Annotated in this window: 16 protein-coding genes and 1 riboswitch; of the genes, 7 read left to right on the plus strand and 9 right to left on the minus strand. The window is 70.6% G+C overall.

Features of this window, described 5'->3' with window-relative positions; all coding sequences use genetic code 11:
* Positions 1-29: 29 nt before the first annotated feature.
* Complete coding sequence (locus ACNI65_RS14490) at positions 30-674, minus strand: nucleotidyltransferase family protein (RefSeq protein WP_416757505.1); 645 nt, start codon at positions 672-674, stop codon at positions 30-32.
* Positions 675-830: 156 nt separating this feature from the next.
* On the opposite strand from ACNI65_RS14490, the gene pdxH reads away from it, so the two are divergent.
* Positions 831-1466: a pyridoxamine 5'-phosphate oxidase gene (gene pdxH, locus ACNI65_RS14495; protein ID WP_416757507.1), complete on the plus strand. Its 636-nt coding sequence runs from the start codon at positions 831-833 to the stop codon at positions 1464-1466.
* Between the two features lie 18 nt (positions 1467-1484).
* Here pdxH and ACNI65_RS14500 read toward each other — a convergent pair whose 3' ends face one another.
* The 7 genes from ACNI65_RS14500 to ACNI65_RS14530 all read right to left on the minus strand — a co-directional run bounded on the left by ACNI65_RS14500 (position 1485) and on the right by ACNI65_RS14530 (position 11591).
* Positions 1485-3617 carry a TonB-dependent receptor gene (locus ACNI65_RS14500; RefSeq protein ID WP_416757508.1) on the minus strand — a complete coding sequence of 711 codons (2133 nt, stop codon included), beginning with the start codon at positions 3615-3617 and terminating at the stop codon, positions 1485-1487.
* Between the two features lie 160 nt (positions 3618-3777).
* Complete coding sequence (locus tag ACNI65_RS14505) at positions 3778-4185, minus strand: hypothetical protein (RefSeq protein WP_416757510.1); 408 nt, start codon at positions 4183-4185, stop codon at positions 3778-3780.
* Positions 4186-4215: 30 nt separating this feature from the next.
* The gene (locus ACNI65_RS14510) at positions 4216-4761 is read right to left on the minus strand and encodes a DUF3299 domain-containing protein (protein ID WP_416757512.1); all 546 of its coding nucleotides are present in this window, start codon (positions 4759-4761) and stop codon (positions 4216-4218) included.
* Positions 4762-4855: 94 nt separating this feature from the next.
* A complete protein-coding gene (locus tag ACNI65_RS14515) occupies positions 4856-6115 on the minus strand; it encodes an FtsX-like permease family protein (protein WP_416757513.1) in 1260 nt (419 codons plus the stop codon).
* Positions 6112-6909: an ABC transporter ATP-binding protein gene (locus tag ACNI65_RS14520; protein ID WP_416757514.1), complete on the minus strand. Its 798-nt coding sequence runs from the start codon at positions 6907-6909 to the stop codon at positions 6112-6114. Before ACNI65_RS14520 ends, ACNI65_RS14515 begins: the two co-directional genes overlap by 4 nt.
* Complete coding sequence (gene msrA / locus ACNI65_RS14525) at positions 6909-7484, minus strand: peptide-methionine (S)-S-oxide reductase MsrA (protein ID WP_416757515.1); 576 nt, start codon at positions 7482-7484, stop codon at positions 6909-6911. The genes ACNI65_RS14520 and msrA overlap by 1 nt, the downstream gene beginning before the upstream one ends.
* 96 nt (positions 7485-7580) lie before the next feature.
* On the minus strand, positions 7581-11591 hold the full coding sequence (locus ACNI65_RS14530) for a DUF748 domain-containing protein (RefSeq protein ID WP_416757517.1): 4011 nt from the start codon (positions 11589-11591) through the stop codon (positions 7581-7583).
* 88 nt (positions 11592-11679) lie between these two features.
* Here ACNI65_RS14530 and ACNI65_RS14535 point away from each other — a divergent pair, with 88 nt between their 5' ends.
* The gene (locus ACNI65_RS14535) at positions 11680-12453 is read left to right on the plus strand and encodes a YdcF family protein (protein WP_416757519.1); all 774 of its coding nucleotides are present in this window, start codon (positions 11680-11682) and stop codon (positions 12451-12453) included.
* A gap of 235 nt (positions 12454-12688) precedes the next feature.
* Here the strand turns inward: ACNI65_RS14535 and ACNI65_RS14540 are convergent, their stop codons facing one another.
* Entirely contained in the window at positions 12689-14242 is a 1554-nt protein-coding gene (locus ACNI65_RS14540) for a UbiD family decarboxylase (protein WP_416757521.1), read from the minus strand.
* Positions 14243-14550: 308 nt separating this feature from the next.
* On the opposite strand from ACNI65_RS14540, the gene ACNI65_RS14545 reads away from it, so the two are divergent.
* The 5 genes from ACNI65_RS14545 (at position 14551) to ACNI65_RS14565 (ending at position 18687) form a co-directional block, all read left to right on the plus strand.
* Entirely contained in the window at positions 14551-15402 is an 852-nt protein-coding gene (locus ACNI65_RS14545) for a transglycosylase SLT domain-containing protein (protein WP_416757523.1), read from the plus strand.
* A 152-nt stretch (positions 15403-15554) separates the two neighbouring features.
* Positions 15555-15701: riboswitch (ZMP/ZTP riboswitch) on the plus strand.
* Between the two features lie 84 nt (positions 15702-15785).
* Positions 15786-17036: a serine hydroxymethyltransferase gene (glyA, locus tag ACNI65_RS14550; protein ID WP_416757525.1), complete on the plus strand. Its 1251-nt coding sequence runs from the start codon at positions 15786-15788 to the stop codon at positions 17034-17036.
* A 16-nt stretch (positions 17037-17052) separates the two neighbouring features.
* Positions 17053-17496 carry a transcriptional regulator NrdR gene (nrdR, locus tag ACNI65_RS14555; RefSeq protein ID WP_183479216.1) on the plus strand — a complete coding sequence of 148 codons (444 nt, stop codon included), beginning with the start codon at positions 17053-17055 and terminating at the stop codon, positions 17494-17496.
* A 169-nt stretch (positions 17497-17665) separates the two neighbouring features.
* Positions 17666-18232 (plus strand): pilus assembly FimT family protein, encoded by a 567-nt coding sequence (locus tag ACNI65_RS14560; RefSeq protein WP_416757527.1) that lies wholly within the window; start codon positions 17666-17668, stop codon positions 18230-18232.
* Positions 18229-18687 (plus strand): type IV pilin protein, encoded by a 459-nt coding sequence (locus ACNI65_RS14565; protein WP_416757529.1) that lies wholly within the window; start codon positions 18229-18231, stop codon positions 18685-18687. Before ACNI65_RS14560 ends, ACNI65_RS14565 begins: the two co-directional genes overlap by 4 nt.
* Positions 18688-18694 lie beyond the last annotated feature (7 nt).

The raw sequence follows: 18694 nt of genomic DNA on the forward strand, positions 1-18694 counted from the left end.
CCCGCTTCGCGGGCGAGGGAGTTCCTCGATCACCCGATCGAGCGCAGGCTGGTGTCGCCGGCTCGGGGCATGGCGGGATCGATCTTCAGGCGCTGCAGGTCCTCGACGGTGTCCACGTCGATCAGCACACCTGGGTCGTCGACCTCCACGGCCTGGGCCGGATAGCGCGCGAGCAGGCGCCGCGCGCCCTCGTCGCCCTGCAGGCCGGTCAGCTCGGAGAAGAGCTCCGCGCTGAAGCCCACCGGGTGGCCGCGGCGGCCGCGATGCTGCGCGTAGGCGATCGGATCGCGTTCCAGGGCCTGCGCCACGGCGGCCAGCGTGCTGGCGCGCACCCGGGGCATGTCCGCAGGCAGGATCAGCCAGCCCGGCGCGTCCCCGGTCGCGGCGACACCCGCGGCGATCGAATGCCCCATGCCCAGCGGCGCGGGGCGGCCCAGCCGGTCCTGGTCCGGCAGCACCAGCATGTCGCGTGCGGCCACGTGGCGTCGGACCAGGGGCGCGAGCGCGGTCGAGGTCACCACCAGCATCGGCAGGCCCGAGGCCATCGTCTGGCGCAGCGTCAGCGCCAGCACCGATTCCCCGTCCAAGACCTGTTCCAGCTTGTGGCCCTCACCGCGAAAGCGCTGGCCGCGCCCTGCCGCGAGCACGACGACGGCGGGTCGTCGCTGATTCATGGGTACTTCCTTCTGGGTTGGTCCCGATCCCGACTGGGGCCGGCTTCTGCGGCGCGGCTCTCGATGTGGGCAAGCATGCCTGTGGGCTGAAATCGCTCCCACCCGGAGTTTCACGAGTGGGAGCTTTACTTAAGGATTCGCCCGATACTCCGAAAGATGGACAAACTCTCTGACCTTCGGAAGAGCTACGAACGCGACGAGCTCGACGAACACCTGGCCGCGAATGAGCCGCTGCGCCAGTTCCGCACCTGGTTCCAGCAGGCGCTGGACGCCAAGGTGCCCGAACCCAACGCGATGACCCTCGCCACCGTGGGGCCGGACGGCCGGCCGTCCACCCGCATCGTCCTGATCAAGGACATCGAGGAGCAAGGGCTGGTCTGGTACACGAACTACGACAGCCGCAAGGGCCGCGAGCTCGCGGAACACCCGTTCGCCGCGCTGCAGTTCCACTGGGTCGAGCTCGAGCGCGTCGTGCGCATCGAGGGCCGCGTCGAGCGGGTCGACGCGGCGCAGTCGGATGCGTACTTCGCGTCGCGGCCGCTGGACTCGCGGCTGGGCGCGTGGGCCTCGCCGCAGAGCCAGGTGATCTCGGGACGAGCGGTCCTGGTGGCCAACGCGGCGAAGGCGGCGGCCCAGCATGGGCTGAATCCGTCGAGACCGCCGCATTGGGGTGGATTCCGGCTGGTGCCGGAGCGCTGGGAGTTCTGGCAGGGGCGCAAGTCCCGGTTGCATGACAGGCTGGTGTATCGGCTGGACGGCGGGCAGTGGGTGCGGGAGCGGTTGGCCCCCTGACCACCACCCACCGTTCCATCAGAACTTGACCTGCACGCCGGCGAAGATGCTGCGGCCGGGCATCGGCGAGAGCTCACGGATGGTCTGCACGCTGCTGGCGTTGTAGGCCAGCTTGTTGGCCAGGTTGTCCAGCTTCACGTACCACATCGCGTCCAGCTTGCCGATGTCGAAGTGCCGCGCGATGTTCAGTCGCACGATCCCGTAACCCGCCGTAGGCGTGTCCAGCGCCGGCACGCGGTCCTGGCGCAACGCGCCCCGCAGCTCCGCCTGGATCAGCCACGGGCCGCGCTCGGCCTGCAGCGACACGCTCCCCCGCACCGGTGCCAGCCGCGGCAGCGCCTCGCCGGTGTCGCGGTTGGTCCCGCGCACCACATCCACGGTCGTGCCCAGCGTCAGCCCCCAGCCCGCCACCGACGGCAGCGGCTGACGGCCCTCGATCTCCACGCCACGCAGCCGCGCGCGCACGCCGCGGTACAGGTACTCGGGGAAGGACTCGATGCCGCCGTCCTCGCCGACCTCGTCGATGCTGCGCCCGCTCGCGTCCAGCGCGATGTAGTTGGCGAAGCGCGTCTGGTAGACCTGCACACTCCACTTCGCGTCGCCCTGCTTCCAATGCAGCCCGAGGTCGACCGCCTTGGCGCGCTCGAGGCCCAGGTTCACGTCGCCCACCTCGTAGGCGCCCGAGGCCACATGCACGCCGTTGGCGAAGAGCTCATAGAAGGTCGGCGCGCGCTGGCTGCTGCTCAGGTTGCTGGACACGCTGAAGCCGTTGCCCAGCTCATACGCCCCGCTCAGCGAGAAGCTCTTCGGGCTGAAGCGCCGCGTGAGCGGATCGCCGAAGCGCTCCTCATCGCCGCCGGTGGAGGCCACGTTCACGCGCTCGGCGCGCGCGCCGGCCTGCAGGCTCCACGGCCCGGAACGGAACTGCTCGATCAGGAACAGCGCGTTCGATCGCGTCTTCGTGCCGGGCACCAGCGCTTCCTCGCCCAGGGCGGAGAAGTCGCTCTGGTCCCACTGCCAGCCCAGCACGCCCTGCACCGAGCCCCACGCGCCCTGGACGGCCGTGTGCGTGGCCTCGACGCGGCCGTCCTTGCCGTCGGACTCGAAGACGGTGCCGATCTCGCCGCTGCCCTCGACTTCCTGGTGCTTGTAGCGGCTGCTGGCGAACTGCCAGGTCACACGCGCCAGGCCCGGCAGCGGATCGCGCCATTCGCCGGCGGTCGCGATGCGCTGACGCTGCATCTGGATGCGCACATCGGGTTCGACGGTCACGCCGTACTCGTTGTGATAGTCCTCGACCGACACACCCGCATAACCCTGCGAGAACAGCAGCGAGCCGCCCACCGCGCCGCTGCGGCCGTGGGCATCGGAGTTGCGCACATGGGTGCTCGATCCGTCTTCGTTGCTGAAGCGCGGGACGCGCTGATCGTCCGCGCGGCGGTCGGCTGCATCGACGTGCCACGCGAACGCGTTGCTGCCGCCGTCGAGCACCACGGCCCCGCCGCGTTCATTGGCCGCGCCGCCCAGGCGCAGCTCGGCCGCGCCGTTCAGGCCCGGCTGCGCGAGGCGCGGGATGCGGTTGTCGATCGCGTTGACGACACCGCCGATCGCGTTGCCGCCGTACTGCAACGCCGCAGCGCCGCGCAGCACCTCCACGCGCGTGAGCACCAGCGGATCCACCGGCAGCGCATGGTCGAAGCTCAGACTCGAGGCATCCACCGAGGCGCCGGAGTTGCTCAGCATGCGGACGCGATCGCCATCCAGGCCGCGCATCGTCGGGCGGTTGCTGTTGGGGCCGAAGTAGGTCGAACCGACGCCGGCCAGGCCGTCCAGCGTGTCGCCCAGGCTGGCGCCGCGCTTGAGCGTCAGCGCGTCGCCGCTGAGCGCCTGCACCGGCGCGGCCAGCTCACGCTGGCTCAGCGGATTGCCGGTGACGATGACCGCGTCGAGCTTGTGCTTGTGCGGCCGGGCGGCGCCGCCCGAGGCGGTGTCGGCGTTGGCCGTGGCATCGGCATTGGCATTGGCATTCGCGCCGGCATTGGCTGCTGAATCAGCGGCGGGCGCCTGCTGGGCCCAGACAGTGCTGGCGCCCATCGCCAGGGCGAGGGAGATCGGGGACAGGAGGAAAGGAGACAGGGGCTTCTTGGCCATGGGGACACTCTCGAGCGCCGGCGGTCGAGCACCGCGGCGCGATCAGATGCATTCGGGATCCCGCGTGCGCGAACGCCTGTGCCGGGCCGGCACCGGTCGCGCCGTCATGCGGCGGGCCGGCGTCCGGACCGGACGCGGAAAAGGGAAAAGGATCGAGGTGTCAGGCCTGCGGCGGACCGCGCGCGCCCTTGCGCCACAGCTGCGCGAGCATCGCGTCGTGCGGCTGGTCCACGCCGGCGGGGATGTCCGGCGCTTGAGCGGTCCAGGCGAAGGCCTGGACCATCGGGCCCAGCGCGTGGCTGAGCTGGTCGAGCAGTTGGCAGTCCGGCGTGCCGGCCGCATGGCCGAAGCTCAGCGAGGACGTGTCCTCGCCGGCCGCCTGCGCGAGCGCCGTCGAAACGGCGGCCGCGACGCGCGACGGATGTCCGCCCGAGCCGTGCAGGCTGCGGTGCACCAGCCCCAGCGCCTGGAAGCCCAACAGCGCCACGAGGCACAGCCAGATCCAGCCGCGCCAGCCGCGCCAGCCGCGATGCGGCCGGGTGCTGGTCAGGGCGGAGGAGCGCGTCATGGGCGTTCGATGAGGGGCTCGGCGTCGGGCTCAGCGCGCCGCGGGCGAGGCCGGCGTGGCTTGCGTGACGCGGTAGAACATGCCGTAGGGGTCGTCGTTGAGCACAGCCATCTGGCCCTCGACCGTGACGACGTCCAGCGTGTAGCGAACCGGCGTCTTGCTGCGGACCTCGACCAGCCCTTCCGGACCGGCGGGCACGCAGAACGAGCAGCTCGTCGGCACCGAGGACAGCAGGAAGTGACTCTGCTTGTCGCCCGGCTCCAGCGGCATCATGAAGCCCTGGACCTTGACCGTGCGCTTGTCCAGCGCGAGCACGCCGTTCGGGAAGCTCGGGATGACCTTGCTCTTGTCCGCCTTGACGGTGACCGAGGACAGCAGCCTCCAGCTGACGACGCCCTCCACTTCCTGCAGCGGCTTGAACGGGCTGCGCGGATCGTGATAACCGGGGCCCGAGCCCATCGCCATCGGCGCGGCCGTGGACGCTGCCTGCGCGCGGGCCGGCTCGCTGGCGAGCGTCAGCGCGGCCAGCGCCGCGGCGTTCAGCGCGATCAAGGCGAGGAAGGAACGAGCGGCCATCGGGTGATCGGTACGTGCGAGGTGGGTGGGACTGAGCGGAACCTGGCGTGAACGTAGCCTCAAGGCCACGTGAAGCCCGACATTGTGCACGGGTTCAGCGCGGCGTCTGCAGCAGCTCGGTGACGTCGAGCCGGTAACCGCGCCACGCCGGCCAGGCCGCGGCCAGCAGCGCCAGGCCCAATGCGAGCGCCGGCACCAGCGCCTCCCACGGCGACCACCACATGCCGGAGATCCGCACCGACTGCTGCTGCGCGAGCACCGCCCCGAGCGCCCCGGTCAGCGCATGCGCCAGCCCCAGCGCCAGCACCGTGGCCAGCGCGGCCAGCATCAGCGATTCCAGCGCGATCAGCCCCGCCACGCGCGCGGGCGTGGCGCCGAGCATGCGCAGCATGGCGAGGTCACCCTGGCGCTCGCGCACCGCGTGCAGCAGCGCCACCAGCACCGACAGCGCCGCCGCCAGCAGCAGCACCCCGCCGAAGCCGCGCAGCACGTCCACGCCGACTCCCACCATGCTCAGCAGCCGCGCGGTCTCCAGCGCCGGGACCGAGGCCTGCAGGCCGGCCTGCGCGTTGACCCAGCGCGGCAGCATCACCGCCGCCAGCGGGCTGCGATAACGCACGAGCACCATGCTCACCTCTCGGTCCTCGTGGGCCTCGTGGGCCTCATGGCCCTCCTGGCCCTCCTGGCCCTTGTGGTCCTCGTGGTCCTCATGAGCCCCGTGACCATGCGCGGCATGCGCCTCCCACACCGACGCGAGGTCGGTGAGGATCAATCGATCGACGACGCCGCCCGTGGGCGCGAGCACGCCGGTGACCTCATAGGCGTGCTCGTGCGCCTCGCCGCCACTGGCCAGGCCATGCGTGCCATGGAAGCGGTCGCCCGGTGTCAGCCCGGCCGTGCGCGCGACCTCGGCGCCCAGCACGGCCTGCATCGGCGCCGTCCAGCGCTGTCCCTGCGCGATCGTCAGCGCCTGCAGCTCGAGATAGGCCGGCGTCGTCCCGACGATGCGCGAGCCGCGGAAGCTGTCGCCCAGCGAGATCGGCACCGCCTGCGCCACCAGCGGCTGCGCGCGCAGCTGCGCGACGGTGGCCAGCGGGATGTTGCCGGTGGACTGGTCCAGGTGGAACACACCGGCCAGCAGGATCTGCATCGGGCTGCCCTTGGCGCCGACCACGAGGTCGATGCCGGCCAGGTCGCGCGTCAGGCCGCGCTCGAGCTGCTCGCTCACCAGCACGACGAAGCCGATCGCCGCCAGGCCCAGGCTCAGCAGCAGCAGGTTGAGCGCCGTGCCCATCGGACGCGCCCAGAGATACCGCCACGCCAGCCGCGGCAGGTTCAGCGCCGCGCGGCTCATGCGGTGGCTCCTTCGCCGGCGGCAGACGCGTTGCCGTTGCCGTTGCTGGCGCCGCTGCGATCGCGGCGATCGCTTTCATTGCCGTCATCTCGGCGCGGCAGTCGCAGGTGCCGCAACTCGGCCCAGCCGCCCCACGCGGCCTCGACCCGCGCATCGTGCGAGGCGATCACGAGACTCGCGCCCTGCTGCTCGACCGCGCGGCGCAGCAGCGCCAGCGTTGCGTCGCAGGCCTCGTCATCGAGGTTGGCGGTGGGTTCATCGGCGAGCACGAAACGCGGCGCACGCAGCAGCGCCCGCGCCAGCGCGACCCGCTGGGCCTGGCCCTGGCTGAGCGCATGCGGCCGGCGGTCCAGCAGCTCGGCGACGCCCAGCGCGGCCAGGACCTCCTCGATGCGCGCGCCGTCAGGCTTCAGCCCGGCGGCGACGTAAGGCAGCGCGAGGTTGTCGCGCACGGTGAGCGACGCGCTCAGGTGCAATCGTTGCGGCACGAAGCCCAGGCTCGCGCCGCGCCAGGCATCGCGCGCGGCCGGCGCGAGCGCGCCCACGTCCACGCCGTCCAGCAGCAGGCGGCCCGCGCTCGGCGTCAGCAGGCCCGCCATCAGCGCCAGCAGGGTGCTCTTGCCGCTGCCCGACGCGCCGCGCAGCAGCAGGTGTCCACCCGCGGGCAGGTCGAAGTCGGGGAAGCCCAGCGGCCGGTCGCTCGCGGCGTACCGATGCAGCAGCCCCTGCAGCGAGATCGCTGGCGCGCGGCTCCCACTGCCCTCGCTGCCGTCGCGGCCCTCCCCGCCCGTCATCAGCTCGCTGCCTCGTCCTTGATCAGGCTCTTGAACTTGAGCGCGAACTTGTCGACCTTGGGCGCGACGACGAACGCGCAATAGCCCTGCTCCGGATGCTGCGCGAAGTAGTCCTGGTGATAGGCCTCGGCGGGCCAGTAGTTCTGCTCGGGCTGGACCTCGGTGACGACCTTGCCGCCATGCGCGCGTTGCGCCTCGTCCAGCACCTGGCGGATCACGCCGAGCTGCTCCGGGCGCGAGTAGTAGATGCCCGAGCGGTATTGCGTGCCCACGTCCGCACCCTGGCGGTTCAGCGTCGTCGGATCGTGGATGGTGAAGAAGACCTGCAGCAGGTCCTCCAGGCTGACGGCGCTCGTGTCGAAGCGCACCCGCACGACTTCGTTGTGGCCGGTGCGGCCCGAGCAGACCTGCTCGTAGTTGGGCTGCACGGCCTCGCCGTTGGTATAGCCGGACTCGACCGAGCGCACGCCCTTCACGCGCAGGAACACGGCTTCCGTGCACCAGAAGCAGCCGCCGCCGAGCGTGATCAGGTCTTCACCGGGGGCAAGGGTCACAGGGTTGGGCGTGGTCGTCATGGCAAGTCCTCGTGGTTCCTAAGGCCGCTTCACATGCGGGCGGATCATCGGGCATCAAGGGCGCCCTGCCCGGTCCGGCGACCGTTCAGGACGCGCTCACTGTGCGCTCAGCGCCAAGTCGACGCGCGGCTGCCAGGGCTTGTCATCGTCGCGCTCGCGCCCATCGCCCTTCGCATGCAGCTTGGGCGAGGCGAGGAACATCCGCGCGTTGGGCACGCCGCGCGCGATCAGCGCGTCGCGCACCGCCACCGCCCGCTGCAGCGCCAGCTCGCGCAGTTGCTCGTCGGTGACGACGTAGCTGTCCATCAGCAGCGCGCGCATCTGCTCGGCCGGGATGTCCTTGCTCATCCCGATGAGGTTGCGCGGCTTGTTGGGCAGCTTGGCGTTGTCGTAGACCACCTTCAGCAGCCGCGCCCGCTGCGCGTCGTCCAGCACCACCGGCGCGGGCTCGGCGGAAGCGGTGAGGCCGGCGGGGACGGAAGCACCGGGGGCCGCGGGGCTCACCGCCGTGTTCGCCGTCGAGCTGACCGTCGAGCTCACCGCGGCCCGGCGCAACTCGCGGCGGCGCTCGGCCACCATCGCATCCTCGAGCCGGGCGGCCTGCGCCGCGCGGCGTTCACCCTCGGGGTCGACCCAGCCGGTGATGCTCAGCTGCAGCGAGGGCTTGTCGGTCAGCACCTTCGTCAACGGGTCGAGCTTCTTCGCGGCCTCCGCCTGCAGCGCGGCGGTGCCGGGCTGGAACTCGAGCTGGCTCATCTCCGCGCCGCCGCCGCCCGAGAGCAGCGAGAACGGCGCCGTCAGCGCCTTGCCCAGCAGGTTGAAGATGAGCTTGACCACCAGCCCGCCGACGCTGAACTCCGGATCGTTGAGCGAGCCGCTCACCGGCAGGTTCACGTCGATCACGCCGTTGCTGTCCTTGAGCAGCGCCACCGCCAGCTTCACCGGCAGCTTCGTGGCCGTGGGACTGTCGATCCGGTCGCCGAAGGTCAGCTGGTTCAGCACGATCTTGTTGTCGGCCTGCAGCCGGCCGCCGGGCTCGATCTCGTAATGCACCCGCGTGGACAGCTTGCCGCGCTCGATCGCGTAACCGGCGTACTTGCCGGCATAGGGCGACAGCGGCGCGAGCTCGATGTCGGTGGCGCTGGCGGTGATGTCCAGCGCCAGCGGCGCGCCGCTCGGATTCAATTGCCCGCTGATGTCCAGCAGCCCGGTGCCCTCGACCTTGCCGCGCAGCTGCAGCGGCGCCATCGCCGGAGAGCCCGCCGAGAACGCGCCCAACGTGCCGGTCAGCTCGCTGAGGTTGGCGCTGTAGTTGGGCTTGATGAAGCGGTCGTTGAAGTCGACCTTGCCGCCGTTCAGGCGCGTCTCGGCGATGCTGATGCGCAGCGGCGGTTCGCCGGCCGCCGCAGACGCTGCCGCCGACGGACCGGACGGCACCGGGGCCGAGGTCGCCCGCGCCACGGTCGTGGCCACCGGAGCCGACGCCGCAGGCGCACCGGCCACGGCCGCCACCGCCTGGCCCTGCTCGGTCTGATTCAGGTCGCGCAGGTTGAGCCGGCCTTGCTCGTTGATGATCAGCCGCGCGTAGAACTCGTCCAGCACCGCCTGCTGGATCTTGATGTCGGGCGCGCCGCCGGGCGCCAGCGCCAGTTGCCATCCGCCGAGCTTCAGTCCCTGCCAGCTCAGCAGGTCCTCGGCCGAGCGCCGGCGTCCCTCCTGCAGCCGCGCCTGGCGCAGGCGCAGGTCGGCGATCAGCAGGTCACCGCCCGCGCGCACCGACGGCCCCTTGGGCGTCTCGGTGAACTCGAGGTTGGCGCGCACGGTGCCCTCCGCGCGCTGCAGGTGGATGCCGATGGACGGATCCAGGTAGGGGTCCGCCCAGTGCAGCGGCAGGTGCTCCGCGCCCAGCCGTCCCGACACGCGCAGCGGCGCCAGCGCGAGCTGCCCGTCCCAGCGCAGCCGAGGCACCTCGCGCGCGTTGCGATTCTTCGCATCGGGGCGGCGCAGCGTGGCGCTGAGCTGCGTCGGCAGCGCCTTGCGCAGCTGGCGGCCGTCCCAGTCGATGCCCGAGACCTTCAGCGCCAGCTCCTGCACGCCGATGGGCCGTGCGGGTTCGTCGTCCAGCACATGGGTGGCGAGGTCCAGCAGCGTGGCTTCGCCGCCTTCCACGGCCACTTCGGCGATGCGGGCGGACCAGGGCGCTGCGGGGCCCGAAGCGGTGGCCGAAGTGGTGGTCGAAGCGGCGGCCGGCGGTGCCGTCGCGACCGGACGCTCCGGCGCATCCAGCGTCAGGCGATCGCCGCGCGCGGTCGGTGCGCCGCGATTCGCAGCACGGCCGCCTTGCCCGCCCTGCCCGCTTGCTCCGGCGGTCACGCTGCGCGGCGCCGTTCCCGTCCAGGCCTCCCAGCTCCAGCGCCCGGCCTTGTCGCGGCCGAGTTGCGCCTTGGGCGCGACCAGCGCGAGCCGGCCCGCGGTCAATTGATGCTGATCCAGCGCGACCTCGGCCTGGTTCAGCGTCACCTGCTTGAGCGCCAGCACCGCCGTCTTGCCGTCGCGCAGCTGAAGGCCGTCCAGGCTGAGCGCCTTCAGCGACAGCTTCAGGTTCTCGCCGTTCGGCCCGGCGCGCACCGCGCCCTGCGTGGCGAAGCTGCCCTGCACGGACAGCGGCGTCGCGGCCTTCAGGTACGGCGCGAGCCCCTCCAGGTCGAGGTCCTTCAAGGCCCAGTCGAGCGCGACACCCGCCGCACCCAGGCTGCCCTTGCCGCTGAGGCTGGCGGGGCCGGCGCTGGATTTGGCGCCGTTGGGGCCGACGGGGCCAAGTCTTGCGGCGATCTCCACCGGCGCGGCCTGGGCCGCGAGCGGCCAGCTCAGTCCGGACGCCTTGACCGCCAATGCGTCGACGGCCCACGACGCCGCGGGTCGCAACGTCTCATCGGTCCAGCCCACGCGGCCACCGTCCAGTACGAACTGCTTCACGCTGACGCGCCAGGGCGCGGAGGCGGACCCCGTGGTCGCCTTCGCCGCCGGCGCGACCGAGGCCGAGCCCATCTCCGGCAGCCACAGCCGCCCCTGGGTGTCGCGGCCCATCAGCAGCTCGGGCTGTCTGAGCGTGATCGCGCCCAGCTGCACCTGACGCTTGAGCGGCTGGACGTCGGCCAGGTCCACCGTGAGCGCCTGCCAGCGCAGCCAGTCCTCCCAGCCCGCGTCGGCGTCCCCGGCCGCGCCCGCGCGGCGCTGCAGGGACAGCTCGCGCACCGCGGCTCGCCCGCTGAGCTTCACTTCCGGCGCCTGCTTCGGCGCCTGTCTGAAATCGACCGTCAGCTGCGTGTCCACCAGCCCCTTGGCCAGCCGCATCGGCAAGGTCCGGGGCCAGTACGCGCGGTAGGCCGACAGGTCCAGCGCGTCGAGCTTGACCGTCATGCTCGCGTTGCGGGTGTCGGCGAAGGGCTGGGCCTGGCCCTCGCTCTGGAATCCGACACCATTGAGCCGGCCCGACAGGCGCGGCTGCACATGGACCTCCACGTCGGCGTCCAGCGTCGACAGGAAGGGAATGCCCAGCTGCAGCGACTTCAGCTCATGGACCATGCCCGCGGCGCGATCGTCCACGCGCAGCTCGCCGCCGGTGATCTCGATGTTGTAGAGCGCGGCCTCGGCTGGGCCGTCGTCCGCCGACGGCGGCGCCTTGGGCGCGGCGGCCAGCCGCGCGAGGATGTCGTCCAGGTCGGTCTTGCCCTCGGGCAGCAGCGCGACACGCACCGTGGGCTCGGTCACCGTCAGCGAGGACAACACCGGCGCCAAGTGCAGGATCGATCGTGGCGAGAGCACCGCGCGCAGTTGGCGGACCTCGAAGAGCGCCGGGGCCTGCGCCGTCGGACCGGCGATGCGCAAGCCGTCCAGCGTCAGCGCGAGCCGCCACGGCGTGAAGCTCGCCCGCTCCAGCGTCACCGCCCGCCCGAGCTGCTCCGACGCGAGGCGCGTGCCCGCGCGCTCGATCCACATCGGCAGCGCGACCCAGGCCACCATCAGCACCACGACCAGCGCCAGCACGAGGCCGACGATCGCGCGCAGCACGCGGCGGGGCCAGACGGGAAGAGCGGAGAAGAACACGGGCAAAGCCGGTGTGAAACCGGTCCAGTCGTCAAGGAAGCTGATTATGCTGGCGGGCCTCAACACCTGACACCGTCCCCGGCGACCGATGAACGACCTGATACACGCGGTCGCGGCCTTCCTGCTGCCGCCCACGGGCGCCTTCCCGCTGCTGTTGCTGGCCTGGTGGTGGCGTCAGCGCCATCGCTGGCTCGCCGGCTCGCTCTTCGCCATCGGGCTGCTCTCGGTGTGGGTCGGCTCGACCGAACTCGGCGCCACCTGGTTGCAGGATCGGCTGCTCGGCCGGCAGCACGCGGTCAACGTCGCCGCGCTCAAGCCCAAGCCGAATGAGGCGCCGGACGCGATGATCGTCGTGCTCGGCGCCGGCGCGCGCCGGCTCATGCCCGAGTACGGCAGCGCGCAGCTCAAGCCGTTGTCCATCGAGCGGCTCCGTTACGGCATCTGGCTGTCGCGCCAGACCGGCATCCCGGTGATGTTCACCGGCGGCGCCCCGCGCGCCATGCCCAATGAGGATTACACCGAAGCGGGCCTGGCGCAGCGCACCGCGGCGCTCGAATTCGGTTTCCGGCTGGCCGCGATCGAGGACCGTGCCACCGACACCCGCGAGAACGCGCAGTTCACCGCCGCGTTGCTGAAGGACCGTCCGGTCCGCCGCGTGGTCCTGGTCACCCACGACGTCCACATGCGCCGCGCGCTGCAGGCCTTCCGCCAGGCGCTTCCGCCCGAGGTGGAGATCATCCCCGCGCCGCTGGGCCTGCCGCTGCCCGGGTATGACTGGCGCGACCTGCTCCCCTCCCAGGACGGCATCGCGCGGGCGCGTTACCTGGGCTACGAATGGCTGGGCTACATCGCCGGACATTGAGGGTCCTCGACGGCTGGCGGCTCATGCCAGAACCCCAGAAGCAGAAACCCCTCCTCGCCGGGCAGCCCGGTCGGGAGGGGTGTGGCGGACCAGCCGCCTTTGGGGCTCCGCGGTTATCTGCCGCAGGGCTCCTGGCGCGCAGAGACTGCGCCAGAGGAAGTGCCGGAAAGGCCTGACAACCTTAGATGGGCCGTCCGGGCTATTCAAGCCGCGCCCCCTAGAAATCAGGGCATTCCTAGCCCCCGAACAAACGCTGATAGAGATCCGCCGCGCGGGTTTTCTGCTCCGCGGGCATCTCGATGATCCGGCCCCATTCGCGCGTGGTCTCGCCGGGCCACTTGTTGGTCGCGTCCAGGCCCATCTTGCCGCCCAGCCCGCTGACCGGCGACGCGAAGTCCAGGTAGTCGATCGGCGTGCCCTCGACCAGCGTCGTGTCGCGCACCGGGTCCATCCGCGTGGTGATCGCCCAGATCACGTCCTGCCAGCTGCGGATGTCCACATCCTCGTCCACGATCACGATGAACTTCGTGTACATGAACTGGCGCAGATAGCTCCACAGGCCGAACATCAGCCGCTTGGCGTGCCCCGGGTAGGCCTTCTTGATCGAGATCACCGCCATCCGGTAGCTGCAGCCCTCGGGCGGCAGATAGAAGTCGACGATCTCCGGGAATTGCTTCTGCAGGATAGGAACGAACACCTCGTTCAGCGCCACGCCCAGCACCGCCGGCTCGTCGGGCGGCTTGCCGGTGTAGGTCGAGTGGTAGATCGCGTTCTCGCGTTGCGTGATCCGGCTGACCTCGAAGACAGGGAACCAGTCCTGCTCGTTGTAGTAACCGGTGTGGTCGCCGTACGGGCCCTCCAGCGCGTGCAGATAGCCGCCCTTCTCCTTGAGCGGAATGCCGTCCTCGCTGTGGCCGGTGAACCCCGGCGCGGCCGGCGGGATGTGACCCTCCAGCACGATCTCGGACGTCGCCGGCACCTGCAGCATGCGGCCCGCCTCGCCCACGCTCGTGTCCGCGACCTCGGTGCGCGAGCCGCGCAGCAGGCCGGCGAACTGGTATTCGGAGAGCGTGTCCGGCACCGGCGTCACCGCGCCCAGCGTCGTGGCCGGGTCGGCACCCAGCGCGACCGCGATCGGGAAGGGCTGTCCCGGATTCGCGAGCGCGAAGTCGCGGAAATCGAGGGCACCGCCGCGGTGGGCCAGCCAGCGCATGATCAGCTGCTTCCGGCCGATCAGCTGCTGTCTATAGATACCGAGGTTCTGCCGCAGCCGGGGCTGAGCGATCGACTGCGGTCCGCGCGTCACCACCAGGCCCCAGGTCAGCAGCGGACCGATGTCGCCCGGCCAGCAGGTCTGGATAGGGAGCTGCTTCAGATCCACATCGTTTCCGTCAATGATCTGCGCTTGGCACAGCGGCTTCTTGACCAGCGACGGCTTCATGTCCCAGAGCGCCTTCGCCATCTGCGCCAGCTTGCCGACATCGCGCAGTCCGCGCGGCGGTTCCGGCTCCTTGAGGCTGGCCAGCAGGTGGCCGACCTCCCTCAATTGGGTGGTCGACTCGGCCCCCATGCCCAGCGCCACCCGTCTCGGGGTACCGAAGAGGTTGGCCAGCACCGGCATGCGGTGACCGGTGGGGCGCTCGAACAGCAGCGCGGGACCTTCCGCCCTCAGCACGAGGTCGCTCAGGGCTGTCATCTCCAGCACCGGCGACACGGGATCGGCCACGCGCCGGAGCTCGCCCATGCCCTCCAAAGCGCCCATAAAGTCACGCAGATCTCGGTACTTCATAACCAAAAGTATTTAAGAAGAAGGCCCATACCGTTGACGGGTTATTTTTGATCCATAGAATCGCGGCCTGCCCTGATCCCCAGGGTTATCCCGGTCTTCACCTTGGGATGGTGAAGCCGGTCCGCTGCCAATGGACGCTGGATCGCCCGTCAGCCGTCACAAGCGCCCGGAGCCCTCTGAGAGCCCTCCGAGCCGACGACGACGCCCGAACCGGCCCATTATCGCCACCCCCTGGCCCCTGTCCGGCGAGTGAACGCTTCATGCGGCTCGCCAGGCGGAAGACGGGTGTGGTCGGAGAAAGGAGTCGCATGACAGCGCGTTCGCATCTGCTATCCCTGCCCCGCCAGGCGCAAGCCGCCCTGGTGCTTTTCATCAAGGACATCGGCCAGGGTCTCCTGGTCGTCAGCCACAACACGCTCGCGCTGGTAGGCTTCGCCGTGGTCGCCGTCGGACTGGTCTTCGCCAGCCAGGCCGACCTGCGCCAGCAACTCGAAGGGCAGGTGCTCGGATGGCTCAACGCCCGTCATGAGGCCCGCGTCGAGGCGTCGGGCGACGTGCTCGCGCTGATGGCCGAGCCCGAGGCGATCACCCGCGCCACCGCGGTCGATCCCAAGGAGCTGACCCGCCAGCAGGCGCTGGTGGCCAACTACCTGGCCCGCCGCTACCGCGTCGCGCCGGAGCCCGTCAGCCGCCTGGTCAAGGAAGCCTGGGACGTCGGCCAGCGCGCCCGCGTGGAACCCACGCTGATCCTGTCGATCATGGCGATCGAGTCCGGATTCAACCCGTTCGCCCAGAGCGCCGTCGGCGCGCAGGGCCTGATGCAGGTCATGACGCGCGTGCATGACGACAAGTACGAGGCCTTCGGCGGCAACCTGGCCGCCTTCGACCCCGTGACCAACCTGCGCGTGGGCGTGCAGGTGCTCAAGGAATGCATCCAGCGCGCCGGCAGCCTCGAGGAAGGCCTGCGCCGTTACGTCGGCGCGGCCAACCTGCCCGACGACACCGGCTACGCCAGCCGCGTGCTGGCCGAGCAGGACCTGCTCAAGGCCGTGGTCCAGGGCCGCAACGTCAGCCCGTCCGCGCCGCGCCCCATCCGAGAGCCGGCGTCCGCGCCCGCCCCCACCGGCGAGCAGGTCGCCATGACGGCCGCGATGCGCTGATCGCGTCGTCGCGCTGCTCCTCCGAACGGGCCCCGCAAGGGCCCGTTTTTCATTGGCGAAGGCGATCCCGAGACGATCCGAGGCGATCCCGGAATGGGGGACGCGGCTTTGCCGGCGGCTGCGCCGTGCCCCGGTCCGGTGCGGCTACACTGCACGCTTCGCGCAACTGGCGATCAGGGCGCCCTGCCGGTGATGATTCCTTCACCGACCAGGCGTCGCCCGAGGTGGGTCACCACCGGGAAGCGCGAGCGGCTGGGAACGTCCCCCGGCTGTCCGTGCCGTTCGCCTGGGCCGCCGTCGTTCCGGTATCCAACGCCGCGTCGATCCTGACCGCGCCGTTGCGTCGCCGGCCGGGCGGCACCAACCCTTGAGCCGACATCATCATGTTTGACCGCACCCAACAGACCCTCGCCAACGTCGACGCCGAAGTCTTCGCCGCCATCCAGCAGGAAACCCGGCGCCAGGAAGACCACATCGAGCTGATCGCCTCGGAGAACTACACCTCGCCGGCCGTGATGGAGGCGCAGGGCAGCCAGCTGACCAACAAGTACGCCGAGGGCTATCCCGGCAAGCGCTACTACGGCGGCTGCGAATACGTGGACATCGTCGAGCAGCTGGCCATCGACCGCCTCAAGCAGCTCTACGGCGCCGAGTTCGCCAACGTGCAGCCCAACAGCGGCTCGCAGGCCAACCAGGGCGTGTTCTTCGCGCTGCTGCAGCCCGGCGACACCATCATGGGCATGAGCCTGGCCGAAGGCGGTCACCTGACCCACGGCATGGCGCTGAACATGAGCGGCAAGTGGTTCAACGTCATCTCCTACGGCCTGGACGCCAAGGAAGAGATCGACTACGACGCGATGGAAGCGCTGGCGCGCGAGAAGAAGCCCAAGCTGATCATCGCGGGCGCCTCGGCGTACTCGCTGCGCATCGACTTCGAGCGCTTCGGCAAGATCGCCAAGGAGATCGGCGCGTACTTCATGGTCGACATGGCGCATTACGCCGGCCTGATCGCCGCGGGCGTCTATCCCAACCCGCTGCCGCACGCCGACGTGGTGACGTCGACGACCCACAAGAGCCTGCGCGGCCCGCGCGGCGGCATCATCCTGACCAACGACGAGGCGATCGCCAAGAAGATCAACTCGGCGATCTTCCCCGGCATCCAGGGCGGTCCGCTGATGCACGTGATCGCCGGCAAGGCCGTCGCGTTCAAGGAAGCGCTGACGCCCGAGTTCAAGGCCTACCAGCAGCAGGTGGTGGCCAACGCCAAGGTGCTGGCCACGACGCTGATCGAGCGCGGCCTGCGCATCGTCTCCGGCGGCACGGACAGCCACGTGATGCTGGTGGACCTGCGCCCCAAGAACCTGACCGGCAAGGAAGCCGAGGCCATCCTGGGCGCCGCCCACATGACCTGCAACAAGAACGGCATCCCCAACGATCCGCAGAAGCCGATGGTGACCAGCGGCATCCGCCTGGGCACGCCGGCGATGACCACGCGCGGTTTCAAGGAAGAGCAGGTCCGCAAGACCGCGCACCTGATCGCCGACGTGCTGGACAACCCGCATGACGAGGCCAACCTGGCCCGCGTGCGCGACCAGGTGGCCGAGCTGACGCGTCAGTTCCCGGTCTACCGCTGAGCGGAGCCCGCGGCGCATGCGTTGCCCCTTCTGCGGTCACGGCGACACGCAGGTCTCCGAGACCCGGGAGTCCGACGAGGGCGACGTCGTGCGTCGCCGCCGCCGCTGCCAGTCCTGTGACAAGCGATTCACGACCTATGAGCGCGCGGAGATCGCGCTGCCCATGGTCGTGAAGAAGGACGGCACGCGGGCCGAGTTCGACATGGGCAAGCTGCGCGCGTCGATGACGCTGGCGCTGCGCAAGCGGCCCGTCAGCATCGAGCAGATCGACGCGGCGCTGGAGCGCATCCAGGAGAAGCTGCTGAGCAGTGGCGCGCGCGAGATCCCCTCGACCAAGCTGGGCGAGCACGTGATGCGCGAGCTCAAGCGCATCGACAAGGTCGCCTACGTGCGCTTCGCGTCGGTGTACCGCTCGTTCGAGGACGTCGACGAGTTCCGCCAGCTGATCCGGGACATCTGAGCGCCCGGCGTCGCTGAAGGCGCCGGATCTGGCGCCGAACCTGACGTCGTTGTCAGGTTCATCCCCCAAAGGCCGGCCCCCTTCAGCGGGCCGGTTCTTCCCACCTGAAGGCGAAGCGCCGCGAGGCGTGTCTCCCTAGAGTTCCTGGCAACTCTTCGGGAGATTCGTCGTGCCTTCTTTCCGTGATGTCGCCTCCACCTCGCCGGGCCACAGCCTGATCGAGATCCTCGTCTGCGTCGCCCTCGTGGCGGTGGTGACCCTGCTGGCCGGGCCCGACCTGCGCGACTGGCTCTGGCGACAGCGGCTGGACAACGCGGCGCGGGCGGTGCTCGGGGACCTGCAGCTCGCGCGCAGCGAGGCCATCCAAGGCGCGCGCAACGTGACGCTGCGATTCGGCGGCGACGAGTCCGGGCTGCTCGGCAGCGGCCGCTGCTACGTGCTGCACACCGGACCGCTGGGCGGCTGCGGCTGCCGCATGGACGCGCCGCCGCAATGCGGCCCGGGCGCGCAGGCCATCAAGCAGATGCGCTGGACACGCGAGCGCGGTCAGGCGGAGGTGCTGTCCAACGTCGGATCGATGCTGTTCAGCGGCCGGCAGGGCACCGTGTCGGTGGCCGGCACGGTGGAAGTGCACATGGCCGGCATCGGCTCGGTGCGGCATGTCGTGGGCATCACCGGCCGGGTGCGCAGCTGCACGCCCGATGCCGCGCTCAACCGCCTGCCGAGGTGCGCATGATCCGCAGCCCCTCCTCTGTCCTGAGCCGGAGCCGGAGCCGGGCGCGAGCGTTCTCGATGGTGGAGCTGCTCGCGGTGCTCGCGATCGTGGCCGTGCTGGCCGTGCTGACGCTGCCCACCTTCCGCGACCGCGTCCTGCAGGGCCGCCGCGCCGAGGCCCGCGACGCGCTGCTCGCGGTGCAGCTGGCGCAGGAACGTCATCGGGCCAGCCACCCGCGGTATGCCGATCGCCTCGAGCCACTCGATCGCCCCGCGACGACGCCCAGCAGCTTGTACCGGGTGCGCATCGTCCACGCCGATGCGACGAGTTACGCGATCGAGGCCAAGGCGCAGGGCAGCCAGGCCAGCGACCGGCGCTGTCGCGTGCTGGCCCTGCGCATGCAAGCGGGCGAGATCCAGCTGACCGCGTTCGACGATCGCGGCGCCGAGCAGGCCGACGCCTGCTGGCCACGGTGAGGGCCGT

Source organism: Roseateles sp. So40a, from assembly GCF_048081605.1.
Classification (GTDB): Bacteria; Pseudomonadota; Gammaproteobacteria; order Burkholderiales; family Burkholderiaceae_C; genus Roseateles.